This is a genomic window from Acinetobacter sp. Colony158 (assembly GCF_019264745.1).
Lineage (GTDB): Bacteria > Pseudomonadota > Gammaproteobacteria > Pseudomonadales > Moraxellaceae > Acinetobacter > Acinetobacter ursingii.
Window position 1 is genome coordinate 531,326 of record NZ_CP078523.1, and the last position, 20,707, is coordinate 552,032.

General features: G+C 38.5%; 19 protein-coding genes. 10 read left to right on the plus strand and 9 right to left on the minus strand.

Features of this window, described 5'->3' with window-relative positions:
* Positions 1 to 252: 252 nt before the first annotated feature.
* Both JR005_RS01810 and JR005_RS01815 read left to right on the plus strand, forming a co-directional pair.
* On the plus strand, positions 253 to 513 hold the full coding sequence (locus JR005_RS01810) for a hypothetical protein (RefSeq protein WP_218665488.1): 261 nt from the start codon (positions 253 to 255) through the stop codon (positions 511 to 513).
* Positions 514 to 987: 474 nt separating this feature from the next.
* Entirely contained in the window at positions 988 to 1,455 is a 468-nt protein-coding gene (locus JR005_RS01815) for a BLUF domain-containing protein (protein ID WP_004990933.1), read from the plus strand.
* A 249-nt stretch (positions 1,456 to 1,704) separates the two neighbouring features.
* On the opposite strand, the gene JR005_RS01820 is transcribed toward JR005_RS01815, so the two are convergent.
* The 3 genes from JR005_RS01820 to JR005_RS01830 form a co-directional block, all read right to left on the minus strand.
* Positions 1,705 to 1,815, minus strand: a complete 111-nt coding sequence (locus tag JR005_RS01820; RefSeq protein ID WP_004990935.1) for a hypothetical protein — start codon at positions 1,813 to 1,815, stop codon at positions 1,705 to 1,707.
* An 88-nt stretch (positions 1,816 to 1,903) separates the two neighbouring features.
* Entirely contained in the window at positions 1,904 to 2,059 is a 156-nt protein-coding gene (locus JR005_RS01825; protein ID WP_218665489.1) for a hypothetical protein, read from the minus strand.
* A gap of 32 nt (positions 2,060 to 2,091) precedes the next feature.
* Positions 2,092 to 2,913 carry a hypothetical protein gene (locus JR005_RS01830; protein WP_218665490.1) on the minus strand — a complete coding sequence of 274 codons (822 nt, stop codon included), beginning with the start codon at positions 2,911 to 2,913 and terminating at the stop codon, positions 2,092 to 2,094.
* A gap of 240 nt (positions 2,914 to 3,153) precedes the next feature.
* Between JR005_RS01830 and JR005_RS01835 the strand changes: the two genes are divergently transcribed.
* Positions 3,154 to 4,569, plus strand: a complete 1,416-nt coding sequence (locus tag JR005_RS01835; protein WP_218665491.1) for a PLP-dependent aminotransferase family protein — start codon at positions 3,154 to 3,156, stop codon at positions 4,567 to 4,569.
* Positions 4,570 to 4,650: 81 nt separating this feature from the next.
* Here the strand turns inward: JR005_RS01835 and JR005_RS01840 are convergent, their stop codons facing one another.
* From JR005_RS01840 to JR005_RS01850, 3 genes are all read right to left on the minus strand, one after another.
* Positions 4,651 to 6,195: a DHA2 family efflux MFS transporter permease subunit gene (locus JR005_RS01840; RefSeq protein WP_218665492.1), complete on the minus strand. Its 1,545-nt coding sequence runs from the start codon at positions 6,193 to 6,195 to the stop codon at positions 4,651 to 4,653.
* Positions 6,196 to 6,198: 3 nt separating this feature from the next.
* Positions 6,199 to 7,353: an HlyD family efflux transporter periplasmic adaptor subunit gene (locus JR005_RS01845; RefSeq protein WP_151837500.1), complete on the minus strand. Its 1,155-nt coding sequence runs from the start codon at positions 7,351 to 7,353 to the stop codon at positions 6,199 to 6,201.
* 275 nt (positions 7,354 to 7,628) lie between these two features.
* The gene (locus JR005_RS01850) at positions 7,629 to 8,126 is read right to left on the minus strand and encodes a thioesterase family protein (RefSeq protein ID WP_004996002.1); all 498 of its coding nucleotides are present in this window, start codon (positions 8,124 to 8,126) and stop codon (positions 7,629 to 7,631) included.
* 108 nt (positions 8,127 to 8,234) lie between these two features.
* Between JR005_RS01850 and hemB the strand changes: the two genes are divergently transcribed.
* Both hemB and thiO read left to right on the plus strand, forming a co-directional pair.
* Positions 8,235 to 9,248 (plus strand): porphobilinogen synthase, encoded by a 1,014-nt coding sequence (hemB, locus tag JR005_RS01855; protein ID WP_049175285.1) that lies wholly within the window; start codon positions 8,235 to 8,237, stop codon positions 9,246 to 9,248.
* A 59-nt stretch (positions 9,249 to 9,307) separates the two neighbouring features.
* A complete protein-coding gene (thiO, locus tag JR005_RS01860; protein WP_151721601.1) occupies positions 9,308 to 10,429 on the plus strand; it encodes a glycine oxidase ThiO in 1,122 nt (373 codons plus the stop codon).
* Positions 10,430 to 10,454: 25 nt separating this feature from the next.
* Here thiO and JR005_RS01865 read toward each other — a convergent pair whose 3' ends face one another.
* Positions 10,455 to 10,907, minus strand: a complete 453-nt coding sequence (locus tag JR005_RS01865) for an ABZJ_00895 family protein (protein ID WP_171497965.1) — start codon at positions 10,905 to 10,907, stop codon at positions 10,455 to 10,457.
* Between the two features lie 357 nt (positions 10,908 to 11,264).
* Between JR005_RS01865 and JR005_RS01870 the strand changes: the two genes are divergently transcribed.
* From JR005_RS01870 to JR005_RS01885, 4 genes are all read left to right on the plus strand, one after another.
* Positions 11,265 to 11,840, plus strand: coding sequence for a hypothetical protein (locus JR005_RS01870; RefSeq protein ID WP_151837499.1), 576 nt, complete (start codon positions 11,265 to 11,267; stop codon positions 11,838 to 11,840).
* Between the two features lie 149 nt (positions 11,841 to 11,989).
* Entirely contained in the window at positions 11,990 to 13,255 is a 1,266-nt protein-coding gene (locus JR005_RS01875; protein ID WP_218665781.1) for an exonuclease SbcCD subunit D C-terminal domain-containing protein, read from the plus strand.
* A 9-nt stretch (positions 13,256 to 13,264) separates the two neighbouring features.
* Positions 13,265 to 16,861, plus strand: a complete 3,597-nt coding sequence (locus JR005_RS01880) for an AAA family ATPase (protein WP_151837497.1) — start codon at positions 13,265 to 13,267, stop codon at positions 16,859 to 16,861.
* Between the two features lie 183 nt (positions 16,862 to 17,044).
* Entirely contained in the window at positions 17,045 to 17,836 is a 792-nt protein-coding gene (locus tag JR005_RS01885) for a transglutaminase-like domain-containing protein (RefSeq protein WP_218665493.1), read from the plus strand.
* A 101-nt stretch (positions 17,837 to 17,937) separates the two neighbouring features.
* Here JR005_RS01885 and JR005_RS01890 read toward each other — a convergent pair whose 3' ends face one another.
* Both JR005_RS01890 and JR005_RS01895 read right to left on the minus strand, forming a co-directional pair.
* Positions 17,938 to 18,783 carry an undecaprenyl-diphosphate phosphatase gene (locus JR005_RS01890; RefSeq protein WP_218665494.1) on the minus strand — a complete coding sequence of 282 codons (846 nt, stop codon included), beginning with the start codon at positions 18,781 to 18,783 and terminating at the stop codon, positions 17,938 to 17,940.
* Positions 18,784 to 18,933: 150 nt separating this feature from the next.
* Positions 18,934 to 19,620 carry a YggS family pyridoxal phosphate-dependent enzyme gene (locus JR005_RS01895; RefSeq protein WP_218665495.1) on the minus strand — a complete coding sequence of 229 codons (687 nt, stop codon included), beginning with the start codon at positions 19,618 to 19,620 and terminating at the stop codon, positions 18,934 to 18,936.
* A 123-nt stretch (positions 19,621 to 19,743) separates the two neighbouring features.
* Between JR005_RS01895 and JR005_RS01900 the strand changes: the two genes are divergently transcribed.
* On the plus strand, positions 19,744 to 20,707 hold a 964-nt coding region (locus JR005_RS01900), incomplete at its 3' end, for a type IV pilus twitching motility protein PilT (RefSeq protein ID WP_218665496.1).

The following is a 20,707-nucleotide window of genomic DNA, read 5'->3' on the forward strand; positions in this document are numbered from 1 at the left end:
ATTTAAATAATTATAAAAAAAATCATTCCTTATTAAAAACTAAGAACATTCCGAACTAAAAATGAATTAGATCACAATATTATAATGATGGTCATTCAATCTGTGCATGGTGATGTGCATCAGCTTTGTAAAATTTCCACAAATTTTAAAACTATAACTATACAGAGCATCCATTTTTATAGCCCCAGATTTGTTAATATTAATTAATACCAGCTACAAATCATCTAAATAATTCTCTAGGGAGCATCATCTATGGAGAATCATCGCATCATTCTTCAAGATGAAGATAAAAATCAACATCAAATCATTCGTGTGAAAGATGTCACTTTCAATACTCAAACCCTTATGAATACTCATCATTGGTTATGGGTTTATGCTGAAAGCTATGAATTTTTTCCATTTGAATCATGGGAACAGCTTAATCACGCTAAAGTGAGTGAAACGATTTCTCTTCAGGGAAAACGATTCGAAGTCATCAAAATCTTAAAAACTAAAAAGCCAAAGTTCTCTTAGTCAAAGAAAAAACAAATCAGTTCACCGACATTTTTCTATAGATTTAGATCGTTAATCCTGAATCTTTTTTTAATCCATAGCTTACAGCAGTGTAATCCACAGCTTACAAATGTTCATTTACTGATCAGTCATTTTAATTTTTAATATATTTATCAATAGGATATGAATTAATATTTTAAAGAATTTCATTTCTATCATTTATTTTAATTTAATTGATATATCTCATTAATTATTTGAATTATAACAAATTACTCAAAAAAATTATTTAGTTAATCTAATCAATTAAATCAATTTATTAAATTATAATTAATTTTAAGAATTCGCCAATTTTTGAAAAACAGACTATTATGAGATACGTCACTCCCACTCCTCTAAATTTAATCTCTATTTATTAATAAGATATAAATTTTATTGACTCTTTATTGCTCATTTTTAGTTGAAATGTGACGTAAGTTATTTAAGGAATGTGCAATTATGAAAATTCAGTTATGTTATGCGAGTACTCGCAATCTACAATCAGAAGATCTATTACAAGATCTGAATGATATTTTGACCATAGCTCGTGATTTTAATAGTCGTCATGATATTTGCGGCGTGCTTTACTATGCTGATGGCTCTTTTTTTCAATGCTTGCAAGGTGAAAAAGAGGTCGTCGAAGCATTATTTGCTAACATCTGTAAAGATGAACGCCATTGTGAAATTATTTCATTTGAAATTATGGAGATTGAGGAAACCAAGTTTAAAGATTGGTCAATGAAATATGTACAACGTAATTCAGAGATTAATAAATTTTTTAAGAAAATGAACTTTAAAATGTTTTCTCCATCTGCACTTGATGACAAAACACTTCCTGTTTTTTTAAATCATCTTTATGATGCTGATCAAGCCCAAATTAAGCAACGAGTCGGTATGAATAATCGTGGTGTAAATAAATATATTTAGTATTATCTATTAGACTTATTTCATAAATCCCCTTTATTTCTTCTTATGAAAGAAAAATAAAGGGCTTTAAAAAATAATGAAAGAAGTCTATTCCGCTTATATGAATAGTGCCAACAGGCTTCAATCTCAACCAGCCTGTTAGCATTATTAAAAATGTTTTGATCAAAAAAATTTAAATGTTAAAATTTTAATGAATCAATTCATCGTGATATAATTTATAACAAATAAATAATAGTACTATCTTGAAATTTATAACAAATATTCCCAAATGACATAGCCAATAGCAAAACCTAAAAAGGCATATAACGTAATGATAAAGAAGACAAAACTTGCCTTATTTTTTTGCTTTAAAAATTGCATATCATTAACCTCAATGATGATCGACCTGACTTAAACTCACAACAACAAATCAAAATAAAATATTAAAAATAAAACACTTAATAAATAATTACTGATGTTCAACCACTGCCTGCTTTTGTTGCCGGGATGGCATATATTCAGGTTCATGGCTCACAGCAAAATAAAATAATAATAAGAACATACAACCTAGAAAAATACTAATTCCTACGACCACAAATGGAAATTTTGATTGATTATTTGACATGAGACCAGACTCCTCAATATTAAAAAATAAAATTAAATCGAAGAACTTTCTAAACGCTTCAGCATATTTACATTTTGAATTTGCGTTTGAATATATTCGGCATAGACTGAAATTTTTTCAAAAATATGCTCCGAATAAAACATATCTTCTATCAAATGATGTGCCTGTTTTGGGCTAAAACCATGCGTCAACATGATTAATGGTACATTTATTTCAGAAAATTCATGGCAAAGCTTTTGATGCAAATCATCTTTTCTTTTAAATAGTAATTTTTTCTGATCGATTTGATTCGATCTAAAAGCTGCATCTCCAGCCTGTTGTTTAATGACATATATTTTGACTTTTAAAAAGTGACTCATTTGATTTAAGATTTCTAAATCAATTTTTAAGTACGTCAAAATAAATATTTTTGAAGTATCTGAACGACATATTGCCTGAATCAATTTTAAAAATACAAAATCTAAATCATCATCATATTCAAAAATATCCAGATACAGGTTTAAGGACGCCAATGTCTGATCAATATGAATTTGAGTGTGATGATGAACTTGATAAAATGGTGACAGCAGATCGCGAATCATGGGAGTAAAAGGCGTTGAATAAATAGTTTTTTTGTTTAGATTCGCCAAGATGAAGGGCGAAAAAACATAAGCCACATTCATATCATCCTGTTTAATCGCAGACTGGATCATATAAGTCAAATCTACAGGCGCCATACTTCTTAATACTTTGGCACGTAGGATGGTTGCTTCGAGATTAACATATTGATTTAAAATCTGTTGTTGTACATTCTGAGAAGGTGCCTGTTCAGGAAAAATCTTCAACAGTTGATTTAATTCTTCAGTTTTGAACACATCACACCTCTTTATTTCATCTCAACAGTAAATCAAATCTAAAAATGTATATCTGCTTGAGTTTTAATCTATTGTCTTTGGAAAATAGGTGGATTGTAAGATACAGATTGAGCTATAAAAAATATAACAGATAGCGCCTTTTCTCTTAATCTGTTATATTTTTACATCCATTTTAGTCCATTTTCGATTGAATCTACGCTAAAGTGTTATATCTTTCTTTCGATTGTGTTTTTCATTGCAATGTATAAATCTGAACAGTTGGCGCAGCATTTAAAACAATTGATTGAAAATGGGACATGGCCTGCGCAAAGCAAATTGCCCTCTTTACGTGAACAAGCTGAAATTTCTGGATTTAGTTTGATGACCGTGATGAATGCGTATCAGGATTTAGAAGCGCAGGGTTTTATTTATTCGCGAGAAAAATCAGGTTATTTTGTTGCTGAACAGTCAAAAAACCAAACTCCTCAAGCAACACCCCTCGTTTCACTAAATCCTAAAATAGAAATCAACTCTCTTGTCTTTAAGTATTTAAAATCGATTCAATCCAAAGATATTGTGCCATTTGGTTCCGCTTTTCCAGATCATCATCTGCTGACGCCAGCAAAGCTGCTGCAAACCTTAAGTCAAATGGCACGAGATCGAAACAGTTATGATCAAACCAGTAATCTTCCACCAGGAAATCTGGCCTTGCGCAAAATGATTGCCCAACGTTATGCCATGCAAGGAATAGCCACGGATGCAGATGATATTGTGATTACGTCGGGTGGTCTGGATGCATTGAATTTATCATTACAGGCGCTGACTCAACCGGGCGACTATATATTATTACAACAAACCACCTTTTATGGAGCATGGCAAGCCGCAGAACGTTTAGGCTTAAAAGTGATTACGCTGCCAGAACATCCAAGACATGGTTTTGACCTGCAAGCCTTTGAACAAATCATTCAACATTACCCAATTAAAGTATGCTGGTTTATGTTAAATGCCCAGAATCCGATTGGATTTACTGTGAGTGATGATCTCAAATATAAAATTGCCAAACTTTTACATCAATATCACATCCATTTAATTGAAGATGATGTCTATGAGGAACTTTATTCTGGTTTAAATAAGCCGCTTCCTATGAAATATTTTGACAGTAATAATCTGGTTTTGCATTGCTCGTCTTTTTCAAAAACCTTAGGTGCTGGTTTTCGCGTAGGCTGGGTCTATGCAGGAAAATATTCAGAGCAAATTCAGCATTTGCAACTGATGAGCACCATTTCAGCCAATACCTTGATTCAAAATGCTTTGGTTGAATTTGTATCGAGTCATCATTATGAAAAGCATTTACGTCAGTTACGTCGACGTCTGGAAAAGAACAAAAAACGTTTTACTCAATATTTAAAACAGCATTTGGGACAATGCTGCGAAATTTATAGTTTTTCGGGCGGTTACTTTATTTGGATCAAGCTTCCCTTATATCTTAATAGTCTGGAGCTTTACCATCAGCTCATCACCCAACAGATTGGGGTTGCTCCTAGCGCTCTTTTTAATGTTTTAGAAAATAACCAACATGCTATTCGTTTAAATTGCTCATTTGAATGGAGTCCATCCATACAAACTGGATTAGATACGCTTATTGACTCTATTTTAAATATTCAAATCCAATCTTGATCTTTTAAATAGTTGAAACTGACCAGAGTCAGAATTTATTCAGCCGCATAAAAATAGGGAACTCAAGTTCCCTATCTTCACTTAATGAGGTGCAGGCCCTTGTAAACTGCGCTGCGGTTTTGGACTTAACCAGATGATTAATCCGGCAAAAATGAAAGCCAAAGCAAATAACAAAAACACATGATTTGCCGACATAGTAATCGCTTCTTTATCCACTAGACTAGAAATAATCCCTAAAGTGCTTTCAGGACTAAAACCACTCTGAATCAGCGTGTTTTGGGTTTCTTCAACATGTAAGCTCGAGACCATTTCACTACGGGCAACTTTGGCATGGTCATCCCAAATAGTGACCGCAATAGACGCGCCAATTGCCCCTGCCATGGTTCTTAGGAAGTTCATCAATCCCGCAGCGGATGCGATCTCTTGTGGGAGAACCGAAGCAAGTGCAATATTGGACAGAGGAATAAAGAAAAATGGCACAGCAAAGCCTTGTAATATCTGCGGCCAAGCCAAAGTCATAAAGTCTGAATCGGTAATCCAAAAGGCTCGCATAAAGGTCACAACACCCAGTAGTAACAGACCAAAACTGGCCAAAGCACGTGGGTCATGTTTTGTTGCCAATTTAGCCACAATAGGCGACATGGTTAAGCTACCAAAACCCATGGTTGCCGTTAAATAGCCCGCCCAAGTTGCGGTATAACCGAGGTTCATTTGTAACCACTGAGGAATCAGGACAATACTGCCAAAAAACGCGCCAAAACCAAAGGACAGCGCAAGAACCGAAACTGTAAAACCTCGATGCCGAAAGATCCAGAGATTGACCACGGGCTGTTTATCGGTCATTTCCCAGATTAGAAAAACAATGAAACCAATAATGGCCGTCAACGCAAGCATGACAATACTGGTATTATTAAACCAGTCACGTTCATGCCCCAAATCTAGCATGAGCTGTAATGCACCAATCCACAGTACTAATAGAAATAAGCCAACACTATCGATTCTTAAGCGAACGGTATCTGTTTCTGCGACAGATAGCAGTCGGATGGCTGCCATCACACAAATAATCCCAACAGGAATATTGATAAAGAAAATCCAGTGCCAAGACAAATTATCACTGATTAAACCACCTAAAATCGGCCCTAGAATCGGGCCTAATACGGTGGTCATTGCCCAAAGTCCCATCGCTTGAGAATGTTTTTCCTGTGGGAAAATACGCATCAGCAAAGTTTGACTGAGCGGCATCAATGGCCCACCAGACAAGCCCTGCCCGATACGACACAATACCAGCATTTCAAGGCTGGTCGAGAGTCCACATAAAAATGAGAATATAGTAAAACCAATCAGCCCCATCACAAAGACACGAACTGTACCAAATCGGCTTGCCAGCCAACCTGTCAATGGAACACAAATCGCTTCGGCAACTGCATAGGAGGTCACCACCCATGTGCCTTGCGAAGAAGAAACTGCCAGATTTCCTGTAATATGCGGTACAGAAACATTGGCAATAGTGGTATCGAGTACCACCATAAAATTAGATAACGCGATGACAAATGCTGCAAGCAGCAAACGACCACCACTTAACTCGGCAAAAGGTGTCCGTGATGCCGCCTGATTTTGAGCACTCATAGATTACTTCTTCGAAGAAAGATCGACTTTGGCTTCCATTGACAAACCCACTCGTAATGGATGATCTGCCAACTCTTTGGGATCAAGCGCAATCCGTACAGGTAAACGCTGAACCACTTTAATCCAGTTACCTGTCGCATTTTGTGCAGGAATTAAGGCAAAAGCAGCACCCGTTCCGCCCGAGAAGCCGATCACCTTGCCATGATATTCAACATCATCACCATACAAATCTGAAGTCAGGATTGCTGTTTGTCCCACGCGGACTTTAGCCAACTGACTTTCTTTAAAGTTAGCATCGACATACAGTTGAGAAATCGGAACAACACTCATCATCACTGTACCGGGAGCGACACGCTGACCAACCTGAATATTACGACGTGCGACCACACCATCGACTGGCGTACGAATCACGGTACGATCCAGATCAAGCTGTGCTTGTTCAACTTTCGCCTGAGCGACCAACACATCTGGAAGCGTGTCTTCATCGGTACCTTTAATTAAGGCATCATTGGCAGCCAAGTTACTCATGGCCGCTTTACGATTAGATTCAGCCTGAGACAGCCCTGCCTGAGCCACATTTAAATTGGCTTGCGCCGTATGCAATGCGCTTTGTGCAGAAGTCAGTTCTTCTTTGGAAATCGCGCCTGTCGCTGCAAGAGAAGCACGGCGATCATAATCCTGTTTGGCTTTGTCTACATCTGCCTGTGCTTTGGCAACCTGTGCTTTGGCACTATTGATTTCATCGTCACGCACGATAACTTGTGAACTTAATGAACTACTATTGGCTGAACTTTGTTGATATTGACGTTTTGCTTTTGCCAATTCAGCCTTTGCCTGCGTCAAAGCAATCGTTGCATCTCGATTGTCAATTTCAACCAGAATATCACCTTGTTTGACTTGTGCTGTATCAGTGACCAAGACTTTGGCAACCTGACCACTGACCATAGAGGTGATTTGAGCATTTTCAGCCCCCACATAGGCATTGTCAGTGCTGATCGAATGATTAAAAAATACAGTCCAAATCGCATATAAAATGGCGGCAATAATCACAATCAAGGCAAAATAACCGAGTAGTTTTTTGCGTTTAGACTTCATTGCGTCATCAGAAGTTGATGCTGTCTGCTCTGTTGCCTGCACATCATCTTGAGCATTTGTCATCGGATATTCCTAATTCTGTAGGTTGAAATTTCACAATTTTCCAGTTCGATCGACCAGTCTAAGTTCTGAATCTGAACTTAATTTTAAATGAGAATAGTTTTGACAATGTTAATTTTCAAATGAAGCAAGAATAACCAAAAAAATCATAGGCTGATAATAAAAACATAACTTATCAGTTCATTTTTGCTTAAGCTGAGTTTTACTAACTTTCCAAAAGAAATCACATAAAAAAAGCATCTCTAAAGATGCTCCTCTGTTCTCATCGATCAACTTACTTAATAGGCATAAGATGCTGTTCCAACTGCAATTATTTTGTCTTCATTATTTTTCATCGTCATTCGCATGGTACAACCTTTACGCCCCAACCGCAGGACTTCAGCTTTAGCAATAAAGTATTCTCCACGTCCAGGGGCTAGATAATCCACCCGCATATCAACCGTTGCCAAGCGTGAAACTTTCTTGATGGTTTCCGCCATATTTTCAGCTTCAGTCTGTTTATACAACTCTCCCATCGCCACAATTCCGCCGATGCTATCCAACATTGTCGCAGCAACACCGCCATGTAAAATTTGAAAGGCAACATTCCCGATCAAATTTGGCAACATTTCAATATGCGCTTCTATCTCATCATTTACAACGCGCATGGTCATCGCATTATGTTTAAAAAAAGGAGAACTATTAAATGCCTGACATAACTGATTCAGAATCACGCTAATATCGATTTTTGAGCCTAATTGAATATGTCCAGTCCATGTTTTTTTCGCTTCAGTCATACATTCCCTAATCTTCACAAATCTAAATTAAAGCCAATTCTGCTTGTACAAATGCCCTATTATGGGTCTACAATACGCCACAAGTTAATACTGAGGCTTGAGATTGTTATGACTTATACGTTCAATCGTCCTGCATTTCCAGCGACTCGCATGCGTCGAATCCGTAAAAATGATCAACTGCGGGCGATGGTCAGCGAAACTCAACTGACGCCGCATCATCTCATTTATCCAGTATTTGTACTTCCAGGACAAAATCAACGTCAAGATATTCCGAGTATGCCAAATATTCAGCGTTTATCGGCAGATTTACTCGTCAAAAAAGCAGAACACCTTTTAGAATTAGGCGTATCCAAGCTTGCCTTATTTCCTGTCACACCACAAGAGGACAAAAGTTTAACCGCCGAAGCAGCATGGCGCGAAGACGGTCTGGTACAGGAAACATGTCGATTACTCAAAAAAGAATTACCTGAAATGGTGCTCATCACCGATGGTGCTTTAGATCCATATACCACACATGGTCAGGATGGCATTATCGATGACACGGGTTATGTACTAAATGATGAAACCGTAGAATGTCTAGTTAAACAAGCTTTGAGTCATGCGGCTGCGGGCGCAGACGTCGTGGCGCCAAGTGACATGATGGATGGTCGTATTGCGGCGATTCGTCAGGCATTTGAACAAAATGGCTTTATTTATACCAACATCATGGCTTATTCAGCCAAATATGCCTCTAGTTTTTACGGACCTTTTCGAGATGCGGTCGGTTCTGCCAGCAATTTAAAAGGCGGCAATAAATACAACTACCAGATGGATATTGGTAACCGTGCAGAAGCTTTGCATGAAATTGCACTGGATTTGCAAGAAGGCGCAGATATGGTGATTGTCAAACCGGGCATGCCGTATCTGGATATTGTTCGTGAAGTAAAAGATACCTTTGGCGTCCCGACCTTTTTGTATCAGGTCAGTGGCGAATATGCCATGTTGGCAGGCGCCATTCAAAATGGCTGGTTATCTGATAGCGTAATTTTAGAATCTTTACTGTGTTGTCGTCGTGCAGGTGCAGATGGAATCTGGACATATTTTGCCGAAGAAGCAGCGCTTAAATTGAAAGAGATGAAATAAAATCTCCCCTAACCCCTCTTTGATAAAGAGGGGAATTTTTAAAATGGTTTAACGTTATCATGCATATTGCCATTATTGGTGCAGGAATTAGTGGTTTACTCACCGCACTGGAACTGGTTGAACAAGGTTGTCAGATTTCTATTTTTGATCAGCAACAATCAGGTCAGGCGGCCTCATGGGCAGGAGGTGGCATCCTCTCGCCGATGTATCCGTGGCGTTATCCTCAAGCCGTTAATACACTGGCGCAATATGGCAAAAGTATGTATCAAACATGGAATGAAAAATTACTACCGATGACAGGTATTGATTTTGAAATCCATGACACAGGTATGCTGATTTTTGATGAAGATGATTTTGATATTGGTCTGAATTATGCAGCCCATTATCAAGAACCCATGCAACAGGCTGACTATCTAGAATATGATGCTTTAGAACAAGTGAATCCGTGGATTAATCCAAAATTTCAACACGCGATTTATTTTTCGCAATTATCCAACGTGCGTAATCCACGACTTTTACAGTCTATCATCTGCTATTTAAAGCAGCATCCTCGGGTGCAGTTTTTTGAACAGACTCAAATCTTCAAATTTCACATTCAAAACCAACAAGTGCTGTCTGCGATAGATCAGCATGGCAACAAAATACAAGTGGATCAATTTGTCATTGCAACAGGGGCATGGAGTCAACATTGGCAACAACAGCTTGAGCTAAAAATTCCTGTACAGCCCGTACAAGGGCAAATGGTGCTATTTAAAACCCCTGCTCAATGGCTTCCTACCATGTGTATGAATAAGGTCATGTATCTGATTCCACGTCAGGATGGTCATATTGTTTGCGGTTCTAGTATGGCGAATTGTGGTTTTGACACGACTCCAGATGCCAAAACTCAACAGAATATTATCGATGCCTGTCTGGAAATGGTGCCTGAACTGGCTCAATTTCCCATCGTCAAACAATGGGCGGGACTACGACCAAGTTCTCCAACAGGTGTTCCCTATATTGGTGCTGTTCCTGATCTAGACAATCTATGGATGAATGTTGGTCATTTCCGTAATGGTTTATGTATGGGGCCTGCTTCTGCACAGTTGTTAGCTCAGTTAATGCTGAAGCAACCCACATTAACCGACCCAGCACCATATTCTCCTGAACGCCTAAAGACAGAACAGTTGGTCATGGGCTAAACGACAAAAAGGCAAGCTTCAAGATTTATTTAGATTCAAACATTTTGGCTGCCATACGCTGGGCTTGTTTGCCATAAAACCAATAGGTAATCAGATACAAAGGAATCGCCAGCACCAAAAACATGATTAAAATGATGCTGATAAATTGCGGTTGTTGTAAATAAAGTACAAAGTTTTGAAAAACTTCTGGATCACGTATCGAAAATATAGTTAGCCCCAGTAAAACACCTAATAAATTATAGCCCCAGAAAATAAGGGAAAACCCCAAAGTTAGTTTTTTACGCTCCTGTTGGCTTGGTGCGCGTTTTTCCTGTTTTAAAAATCGAAAAAGTACAGCGATAACCGCCACCAAATAAGGCACAGCCGTTACAATTCCACCGACACCTTGAGGTAATAGCGCCGCAATCACGCCCATGATCAGCGTCATTATGAAACATATAAGAAAAAACCATAAGTAGTAACGGCGTAAGTTGGTCATTTTCATCACAAATTGAACATTTAAAAAATTATTTTAAGTTTTTTTCAAGTTTTTTGCATTTTGTTGTCAACCTTTTTGGTTGAAGCGTCGTTATATAGAGTACAAGGTCAGCAGCAACCGAATGGTATTTGCACGGCATCCGCAAATTTTCGGTGACCTTTCATTATGACATCTCCTTTAGAGTATGTTTTGTTAGCAGCCAGACATATTTTAAAGTTTTTGACCGACGATTTATCATCACTCGAATCGTCGGTCTTTATTTTTTAAGCTTTTGTTTTATGCTTACCCTATCCCAATTATTGAGCTCTATTTTATAACAACCAAACTCAATATAGTGATGATTAAAAGGATGTTTAAGTGTCTATAAAAATTAAATTTTTATCAGTTGTATTTTTACCTTTACTCACCGCTTGCGTAGGAAATATGAATCCTACGGGTGGTAACTCATCTCCAGACTATCCCTTTTTTATTACAACTCAAGCCCAAATTGTAAAAAACATTGCTGTTCCAATAGGGACAAAGTTAATTTATCAGGAACAACCTTTTAAACAGGGGAAACAAGATCGGCTAATGTCTGAGACAAAGCTAACTGCGATTGAATTCCCACATGACCAAACCATACTTTGGGGAGGTGTTCCTATTACCTCTATCAATAAGTTTTTTAACTCTGAAATGCATGGCTATACCGTTTATGCCGATTTTAAACGATTGCCTAACAGGCAAAAAAATAGATTTAATCAACTTTGGCAGTCATGTAACGATAGCTTAGGAATTACTGTAAAAAATACAGATGATTGGTCATTTAATAAAGAAAATATTGCAGATATTGAAAGTTGCAGTGTTAATTATCAAAGATATTTTAAAAATAATCCGAAACAACAATATTTTTTGGATCAATTACATCAAGCTTTAAATCAAGTGAATGAAAGCTAAAATATCAAATTTGACATCATTATGGATGAATTGTCTTTTTTTACTCTTTCATCAAACTTAGTCTAAAAATATCATGATGCGATTGATTTTTGATGCGTTCTGAATTGCAGTTCGATTTATGTTACCTTATCCTCTAATCAAAAACAGGAATATCATCACTGATGACCGTGCGCTTTTTTCATACTTCCGACTGGCATTTGGGACAGTTTTTTTATAACCATTCCCGCCATTACGAGCATGAACAATTTCTGACATGGTTACTTGAGCAAATCAAACAAAAACAACCACATGCCTTACTGATTGCTGGTGATATTTTCGATGTGATCAATCCTAGTTCACAGGCACAAAAACAACTTTATCAATTTTTAGCCGATGCACATCAACTTGCACCGCATATGCAAACTTTGATTATTGCCGGTAATCATGATTCAGGCTATCGGATTGAGCAAGTCGAGCCACTTTTAGAAAAATATAATGCCAAAACCGTGGGTGTAATTCGTTGGAATGAAGACAAAACTTTAAATTTGGATCGTTTAGTTTTGCCCATTTACGATGAGCAAAAGCAGATCGTAGCATGGTGTATCGCTTTACCCTTTTTACGTTCTGCTGAAATTACGGGTTTCAATGATCAAACAACCAACAGCCAAAATGCCATTGCCTATTTGCACGAGCAACTGATTGCTGAAGCCAAACGACGTAAAACGCACGATCAAGCGATTATTTTGATGTCACATGCCCATATGCAAGGTGGTGAAACTTCGGATTCAGAACGCCCGATTATCATTGGCAATGAAGAAGCGTTATCTACCACTTTGTTTGAAGATGGCATTGATTATGTGGCGCTGGGACATTTACACAAACCGCAAAAAGTTGGACAAACACATATTCGTTATAGTGGCTCACCTATTCCGCTTTCCTTTAGTGAAATCAACTACAAACATCAAGTGGTTGAGGTCACGGTCAATCCCGATCAAAAAGATGGTCCATATTTTCAGTTTGAGGCTTTGGAAATTCCGCGTAGCGTTCAATTGCATAAAATTCGTGGTGAACTGACTGAAGTCATGCAACAGTTAAAATCACTACCCAGTGAAGTCATTGAAAGCATTGATCAACGTGAATATGTCGATATTGAATATCACACCCTCACCCCACCTCAGCCAAATTTAAGACAACAATTTGAGGATGCCCTTCCGCCAGATCGCTATCGTCTGGTTCGGATTTCGCGCCAATATTTATCCACCGAAAATAGTGCCGAGCAGCAGCAACAGATTCATCTTGAACCGCCAACACCTGAAAAGTTATTTCAACAAATTTGGGAAAAAAAGGGATATCACGCAGATGATGAGGTTCAAAAAGACTTTATGAGTTTAGTCGCTCAAGCCCAGCAGCAACTTGAAGATCAACACCAGAGTTAAGGGATTCACGTGAAAATATTATCCATTCGACTCAAAAATCTAGCATCATTGGCAGGCGAACATTTTATTGATTTTGAAAGTGATCCCTTAGCAAGTGCAGGACTGATTGCCATTGTAGGCAAAACAGGTGCGGGCAAATCCACGATTTTAGATGCCATGTGTCTGGCTTTGTTTAATAAAATTCCTCGGCTCAAAGACAGTGATGGCAAGCTTTTAGATGTAGATGGTTCAGAACTTTTAACCAACTCCCCGCTTACGGTATTACGACGTGGGACGGCACATGGCTTTGCTGAACTCTGTTTTGTTGCACAGGATCAAAAGCATTATTTAGCTCGTTGGGAGATTAAACGCGCCCGCGAAAATGCCAATGGCAAATTACAAAGTGTACAACGTGCCTTAACCTGCCTCACCGATGGCGTCGTGATTGCAGACAAAACTAAAGCGGTTGAAGTTCATATCCAACAAATTACCCAACTCAGTTTTGAACAATTCACTCGTGCGGTACTCTTAGCACAATCTGAAGTGACGGCTTTCTTAAAAGCACGCGATAATGAACGCGGTGAACTGCTCGAATATCTGACTAATTCCAGTATTTTTGCCAAGATTGGTCAGCTCGCATTTGAAAAAACCAAAGAAATTACTCAACAGCGCAAACAACTGGAAAATGTTTTAGGCCATATTGAATTACTTTCCGATGAAGAATGCGCTGAACTATGCACTCAGTTTGACAGCGCGAAACAGCAGCAGCAGAAACTTGAAACAGAAAAAGCAAAACTGGAACAAGTGCAACAATGGTTTGAACGCCGACAAAAACTTGAACATGACGTCACGCTCAAACAACAACACTATGATCAACACATCAAAGTAAATCAGGATTTAGAAGCAGACCGTCAGCGTTTAAAACAGTTGAGCATTTTTTCTGAAATACGACCACATGTGTTTCAACAACAGCAGTTACTCAAACATCAGCAGCAACTTGAGCCACAAATTTCAAAGCAGCAACAACATTTTTCAAACTTGACTGTGCAATATGAACAGGAACAAGCGCGCTATCATCAGGCTGAAAAAGCCTTACAACAATTTCAAAGTTTTGAGCAAAAGCATCAAACTGAATTAAATCAGGTGCGTAAATATGTGTTGGAACGCGACTCGATTGCAGAAAAATATAAAGAAATCCAAAGTCGTTTAAAGCATCTGGAACTTACGCAACAGCCTTTATTTAATAAACAACAACAATTTGAACAACAACAGCAACAGCTTAATGATCGACTGTACCAAACGGCGCTTCAATTGGATCAAAGCAAACAGTTTATGCCGCTTGATCAAGGATTAAAGGCTCATATTCAGCAACTGAGTCAATTTATTCAACATTATAAAAAAATTGAACATAGCATTGGCGATATTGCAGCAGCTCAGCAACAATTGCAACTAGATGAAAAGACCGTTAAGGATTTAATTGAACGCTTTGGCGATGCTCAGCAGATTGAAGATCAACTGCAACAGCAGCAATTACTCAAAGACCAGCAGTTAGAACGATTGAATCAACTTGAAAGTGTTCAACATAAACTCCAATTATTTATTCAGCTCAAACAAGAACTTGTTCAGCTTCAAGCAGAATTAGAAAACACCAGTCAAACCCAGAAAAAGCTTGAAACACAAACTGAAGCGACACAACAACGTTATCATCATGCGAAAACTGAACGTGAACAACTACAACAGGTGTTACAACAGCAACGTTTATTGCATACCGAAAATATCGAACATTTGCGTGCAGCATTAAAACAAGGCGAAGCTTGTATTGTCTGTGGAAGCATTGACCATCCTTATCGTGATGATGAAAGTTTGGTCTCTAAAGCCTTATATGAATTACATCAACAACAAGAACAACAAGCTAGCCAAAAAGAACAACAGCATTTCAATGAATGGCAAACCACTCAGCAACAACTCAACCAAATACAGGCACGGTTTAAGGAATTAAATAGTAGTTGTGTTCGTAATCAAGAAAAATTTAACGAACAACAACACGTATTAATTCAAGAAAATCAACAGCTTGATATATCTTTAAATTTAACGGAAGCGCCTTCTGAATTAACAGCCCAATTGCAATTGGTTATTGAAAAAAATTTAGTCAACAAACAAAAGATTGAACAAGACCTTCAGCAATTAAAACAGGCACAAAAACAACAGCAGACCTTGCAACAGAGAATCCAGAATACCCAATACCAACTCCAAACCATTCAACAATTACAACAACAAGTTCAGCATATTGTGCAATGTTTAACTGATCAGGAGCAGCAACACTGGTTAAAGCATAGCTTAACGCTTGCCGAAAAAATCCTGCATCGCTTGCAGGAGCGTGTCCAACAACTTAAAACAAGTGAAGAATTGCAACAACAGTCTGATCAACTACAGCAACAACTTAAACAATTGATTGCTGAGATTGGATATAACAACAAACAGTTGGCTGAGTTAAAGCAACAACTAGAACATGTGAGACAACAAGGTCTACAAAATAGTGAAAATGCGACTCATCTCGTTGAACAGATGACAGGTAAGACCGGTGTAAAAGCCAATGAATGGCTCACACAACATGAGCAGCAACGTCACGATTTACAAAAAAATTATCAACAACTCAAACAGGGCTTTGAGCAATTACGAGTGACTTTTGATCAGCAAAAAAGTGAATTAGATCGCCTCAATGCACATTTGGAGCAAAATCAAAAAGATTTAACGCAATGTCAGAGTCAAATTGAACAATGGTTAAATCTTCATACCGCATTTAAACAACAACAATTTGTAGAGTTGCTGGCCATTTCAACCTCGGAAGAACAGCAACTTCGCATCGTCTTGCAGCAGGCTGAACGTCAACTCAATGAAGCACATTCAGCACTGAAAACGATACAGGAACAACTTGCAGAACATCTGCAATCGCAACCCGAAATAGCTCTCGAACAGCTTAAAACACAGCTTCAGGATACTCTGAGTCAGTTACAAAGCACCGGTGAGCAACGTGATCAATATAAAGTTAAATTAGAGTTACATCAGCAGAATCTAGCCAAGCAGCAACAATATGCCGATCAGATTCAACTGATCCAACATCAAGAACATCGCTGGAATAAAATTTCGAGCTTAATGGGTGATAGAGACGGTAAAAAGTTTCGTGATTTGGCACAGCAGTACAATCTGGATATTTTACTGGAATATGCCAATCAACAACTCGCCATGCTATCACAGCGCTATACCTTAAAACGTTTGCAGAACTCACTCAGCCTTGCCATTATCGATCATGATATGGATGGTGAAATCCGTTCTGTCGCGTCGCTTTCTGGCGGTGAATCATTTCTGACTGCACTTGCAATTTCACTTGCCATTGCCAATATGGCTTCTGGTTCAATGAAAATCGAATCTTTATTTATTGATGAAGGCTTTGGCACACTGGATGCATCTTCTTTGCATATGGTCATGAATGCGCTTGATCAATTACAAAGTCAGGGGCGTAAAGTGGTTTTAATCTCGCATATTCAAGAAATGCATGAACGCATTCCTGTACAAATACAGGTTCAGCCAATCGGTTCTGGTTCGAGTCGAATTGAAGTGGTGGGATGATCTTTCCATTGGCTAAGCATCGTCCAAACTTTACATATCCCCTACTATTTGCTTGTGAATCATTCATTGTGAAAGAGAAAGAATTTGGTAACTTAAAAATGATTCTGATTAAAAACAAAAATGATCAAAGCAAGAAAATATTTGTTTTTAGGCGGAGATAAAAAATTTAATTTGGCCTAAAAAATGCATACATTATCAATAAACTGTCAGCTTCATTATCGCGTCATAAATGCAACCCAATTTATTTTTCAATTGCAGATCGCAGAACATCCCTGGCAGACGATCGTCGATGAATCATTTCAGCTAAAGCCCGACCTGACTTTTGAACAATATCATCGTGATAATGGTTTAAATCGACTTATTCGTGTGTACGCGCCACAAGGCGATTTAATGGTTCAATATAATGCAGAAGTTCAAACTTATATTCCTGAACGTGACACGACTTTAAAAGAATGTGAAATTCAAGATTTACCTTCGGATACATTATTTTATCTTGCGCCAAGCCGTTTTTGTGAGTCCGATTTGATCGGTATAATGGTGAACCATACTTTTGCTGATTTGCCAAAAGGCTATACACGTGTACAAGCAATTTGTGACTGGATTTATAATAATATTCTATACCAAGCAGGTTCATCAGACAGCACGACCACAGCCCGTGATATTTTAGTTAATCGTGCTGGGGTATGTCGTGATTTTGCTCATCTAGGCATTGCGATTTGCCGTGCGCTGAATATTCCTGCACGATTTGTATTTGGTTATATGCCTTTTTATGAAGCTCAGCCTGATTTCCATGCAATTTTTGAGGTTTATCTTGAAAATCAGTGGGTGCTTTTTGATGCCACACGTATGGGGCCGATTGATCAGTTTGTTCGCATAGGTACTGGACTCGATGCCAAAGATGTTCCATTTGCAACGGTTTATGGAGAAATTGAACTCATTTCTATGAGTCCCTTGATTGAGCGTGTTGGAGCATAATCTTAATTACGTTCATGATATATCGATTAGTTGTCTAAGGTTTTTTTAATTTTTCAAGTGAGGGAAAAATATTCCCCTCATCTTGTATTGATCTCCAATATTTAAGCCAAGCTTAAAACCACACCTGAAAACACCAGACAATAAATCCCAAATAAATACCAGCGACCATGTTCCAGCCATGCAGAGAGCCATTTAAGCGCCAGTAAACCTGTTAGAAAGCTAAAGACCATGCCAAACAAGCTTGGTAATAACAAACTTCCTAATGCCAAATGGGAAGCTCCCGCACTTGCCTGTTGCGCATGAACCAAACGCAATAATTCTTTTGCGATCACAGCAGGCGTTAATAGCACAGCCAAGGCAAAACTAAACTCTTCGGCTTTTTGACGAGATATACCTAAAAATAACGCTGTGGAAATCGTTGCACCTGAGCGAGAAAAACCTCGAAACGGTAAACATAAAGCTTGCACTGCCCCAATCACAATAGCACTGGATAAACCGATATCACCTTGTTGTCCACCATCAAAACGTGAAGATAGAATAATTAAAACCCCTGCCGCAGCTAAAGCTGCTGCCATCAATTTGGAGTTACTAAATAAATGTTCAATCTCAAAATCACTGGCTCCGCCAAAAAATACATGTTTAATTAAAGCTTGCAATAACAGCCCTAACACACCCGTAATTGCGGTTGCGATTAAAACATAGAAGAAACGCTGTTTGAAATCATCCCAGTTTGAGAAATAAGTTTTTTTCCATGACCGCCAAAAATACACGATTACAGCAAACATTGTTCCTGTATGTAGCATCACCAATAAAAAAGTCATCTGTGGCGCAGAAGGGTCAAAACCCATGATTTTTTCTGCCAAAATCACATGCGCAGAACTGGAAACAGGCAAAAGTTCAGCTAAGCCCTGAATCACTGCCAAAATAAATACATGGAAAAGGTTCATTTATATTCTCGTAAAAGCCCGTGATGCTTATATACGTTCGAGCCATTAAAACTAGATTAAAAAGCTCAATCGAATTAAACAAACACAACGCTCATCATCCGAATAAATGAATTTATTCCTTTAAAAGTGGTCTTACTTCATTTTTAAATTTTATTTTGAATAATCCCGTGCGCCAAAAAGAGCCGTACCAATACGCACAATTGTCGCGCCTGCTGCAATTGCGGCATCCAGATCACCAGACATTCCCATACTTAAAGTATCCCAGTCCTGTGGCTGCACATGTTGAGGCTTTACCTGTTCAAATAATTCTTTGGCATCGATGAAAGCCTGAGAATGATCTGGCGCAGGAATCACCATAATTCCGCGTAGACGAATATGAGGCAATTGACTAATTTGTGCGACCAGTTCAGACACTTCATCTGGTTGGCAACCATCTTTTGAGTCTTGCGCATCAATATTGACTTGAATGCATAAATTTAATGGTGGCTGCGTATCTAAACGCTGGCTGGATAAACGCTCAGCAATGATTAAACGATCTACGCCATGTACCCAATCAAACTTTTCCGCCAGATGCTTAGTTTTATTACGCTGTACATGTCCAATAAAATGCCATTCAATATCGAGATCTTTTAATTCTTCAATTTTATCCAGCGCTTCCTGTAAATAATTTTCTCCAAAACACTGCTGACCTAACTGATACATTTCACGCAACGACTGGCTTGGATGAGTTTTAGATACCGCCAATAAACGTACCATAGCAGGGTCACGCCGAGCACAATCACAGGCATTTTTGATTTGATTCAGGACCTGATTTCGTGCTTGTTGAAACTGATTCATTGACAGGGTTCTCATTTCAGTTATTTTTTTTGCTTAACCTTACTTTGAAGTGTTGGTAAGCGATTCGGAAACGCTTATTATTCTACAAAATAACGATACTTACTCATTATATTAGGGGAAATCATGGATATCACAGAATTACTCGCCTTTTCGGTTAAAAACGGTGCATCAGATTTACATCTTTCCGCAGGAATGCCACCGATGATTCGTGTCGATGGTGAAGTCCGTCGTATTAATTTACCAGCACTGGAACACAAAGAAGTTCACCGTCTTGTTTATGACATTATGAATGATAAACAACGTCGTGACTTTGAAGAACAACTTGAAACTGACTTTTCCTTTGAAGTTCCAAACATTGCGCGTTTTCGTGTCAATGCCTTTAACCAAAATCGTGGTGCAGGTGCAGTGTTTCGTACCATTCCGTCTAAAGTTCTCACCATGGATGATTTGGGTTTAGGGCAAATCTTTAAGGATATTTGTGATTATCCACGTGGTATTGTACTGGTTACAGGCCCAACGGGTTCGGGTAAATCAACTACGCTTGCCGCCATGCTAGATTATATCAATGACAATCGCTATGACCATATTCTAACCGTAGAAGATCCGATCGAATTTGTACATCAATCCAAAAAGTGCTTGATTAACCAACGTGAAGTACATCGTGATACTCATGGCTTTAATGAAGCACTACGTTCAGCACTACGTGAAGACCCTGATATCATCCTTGTCGGTGAGATGCGCGACCTTGAAACCATTCGTTTGGCTTTGACCGCCGCAGAAACGGGTCACTTGGTATTTGGTACATTGCATACCACATCTGCTGCAAAAACCATTGACCGTGTAATTGACGTATTCCCTGCTGAAGAAAAAGATATGGTTCGTGCCATGTTATCTGAATCTTTACAAGCCGTTATTTCCCAAACATTATTGAAGAAAAATGGTGGTGGCCGTGTCGCAGCGCATGAGATTATGATCGGGATACCTGCGATCCGTAACTTAATCCGTGAAAATAAAGTCGCGCAAATGTACTCTGCTATTCAGACAGGTGCTAACTATGGCATGACCACGCTAGATCAAAGCTTGAAAA

Coding starts and splice junctions, on each gene's coding strand:
- JR005_RS01810 (WP_218665488.1), top strand. CDS start 253: ATGGAGAATCATCGCATCATTCTTCAAGATGAAGATAAAAATCAACAT.
- JR005_RS01815 (WP_004990933.1), top strand. CDS start 988: ATGAAAATTCAGTTATGTTATGCGAGTACTCGCAATCTACAATCAGAA.
- JR005_RS01820 (WP_004990935.1), bottom strand. CDS start 1,815: ATGCAATTTTTAAAGCAAAAAAATAAGGCAAGTTTTGTCTTCTTTATC.
- JR005_RS01825 (WP_218665489.1), bottom strand. CDS start 2,059: ATGTCAAATAATCAATCAAAATTTCCATTTGTGGTCGTAGGAATTAGT.
- JR005_RS01835 (WP_218665491.1), top strand. CDS start 3,154: ATGTATAAATCTGAACAGTTGGCGCAGCATTTAAAACAATTGATTGAA.
- JR005_RS01840 (WP_218665492.1), bottom strand. CDS start 6,195: ATGAGTGCTCAAAATCAGGCGGCATCACGGACACCTTTTGCCGAGTTA.
- JR005_RS01845 (WP_151837500.1), bottom strand. CDS start 7,353: ATGACAAATGCTCAAGATGATGTGCAGGCAACAGAGCAGACAGCATCA.
- JR005_RS01850 (WP_004996002.1), bottom strand. CDS start 8,126: ATGACTGAAGCGAAAAAAACATGGACTGGACATATTCAATTAGGCTCA.
- hemB (WP_049175285.1), top strand. CDS start 8,235: ATGACTTATACGTTCAATCGTCCTGCATTTCCAGCGACTCGCATGCGT.
- thiO (WP_151721601.1), top strand. CDS start 9,308: ATGCATATTGCCATTATTGGTGCAGGAATTAGTGGTTTACTCACCGCA.
- JR005_RS01865 (WP_171497965.1), bottom strand. CDS start 10,907: ATGACCAACTTACGCCGTTACTACTTATGGTTTTTTCTTATATGTTTC.
- JR005_RS01885 (WP_218665493.1), top strand. CDS start 17,045: ATGCATACATTATCAATAAACTGTCAGCTTCATTATCGCGTCATAAAT.
- JR005_RS01890 (WP_218665494.1), bottom strand. CDS start 18,783: ATGAACCTTTTCCATGTATTTATTTTGGCAGTGATTCAGGGCTTAGCT.
- JR005_RS01895 (WP_218665495.1), bottom strand. CDS start 19,620: ATGAATCAGTTTCAACAAGCACGAAATCAGGTCCTGAATCAAATCAAA.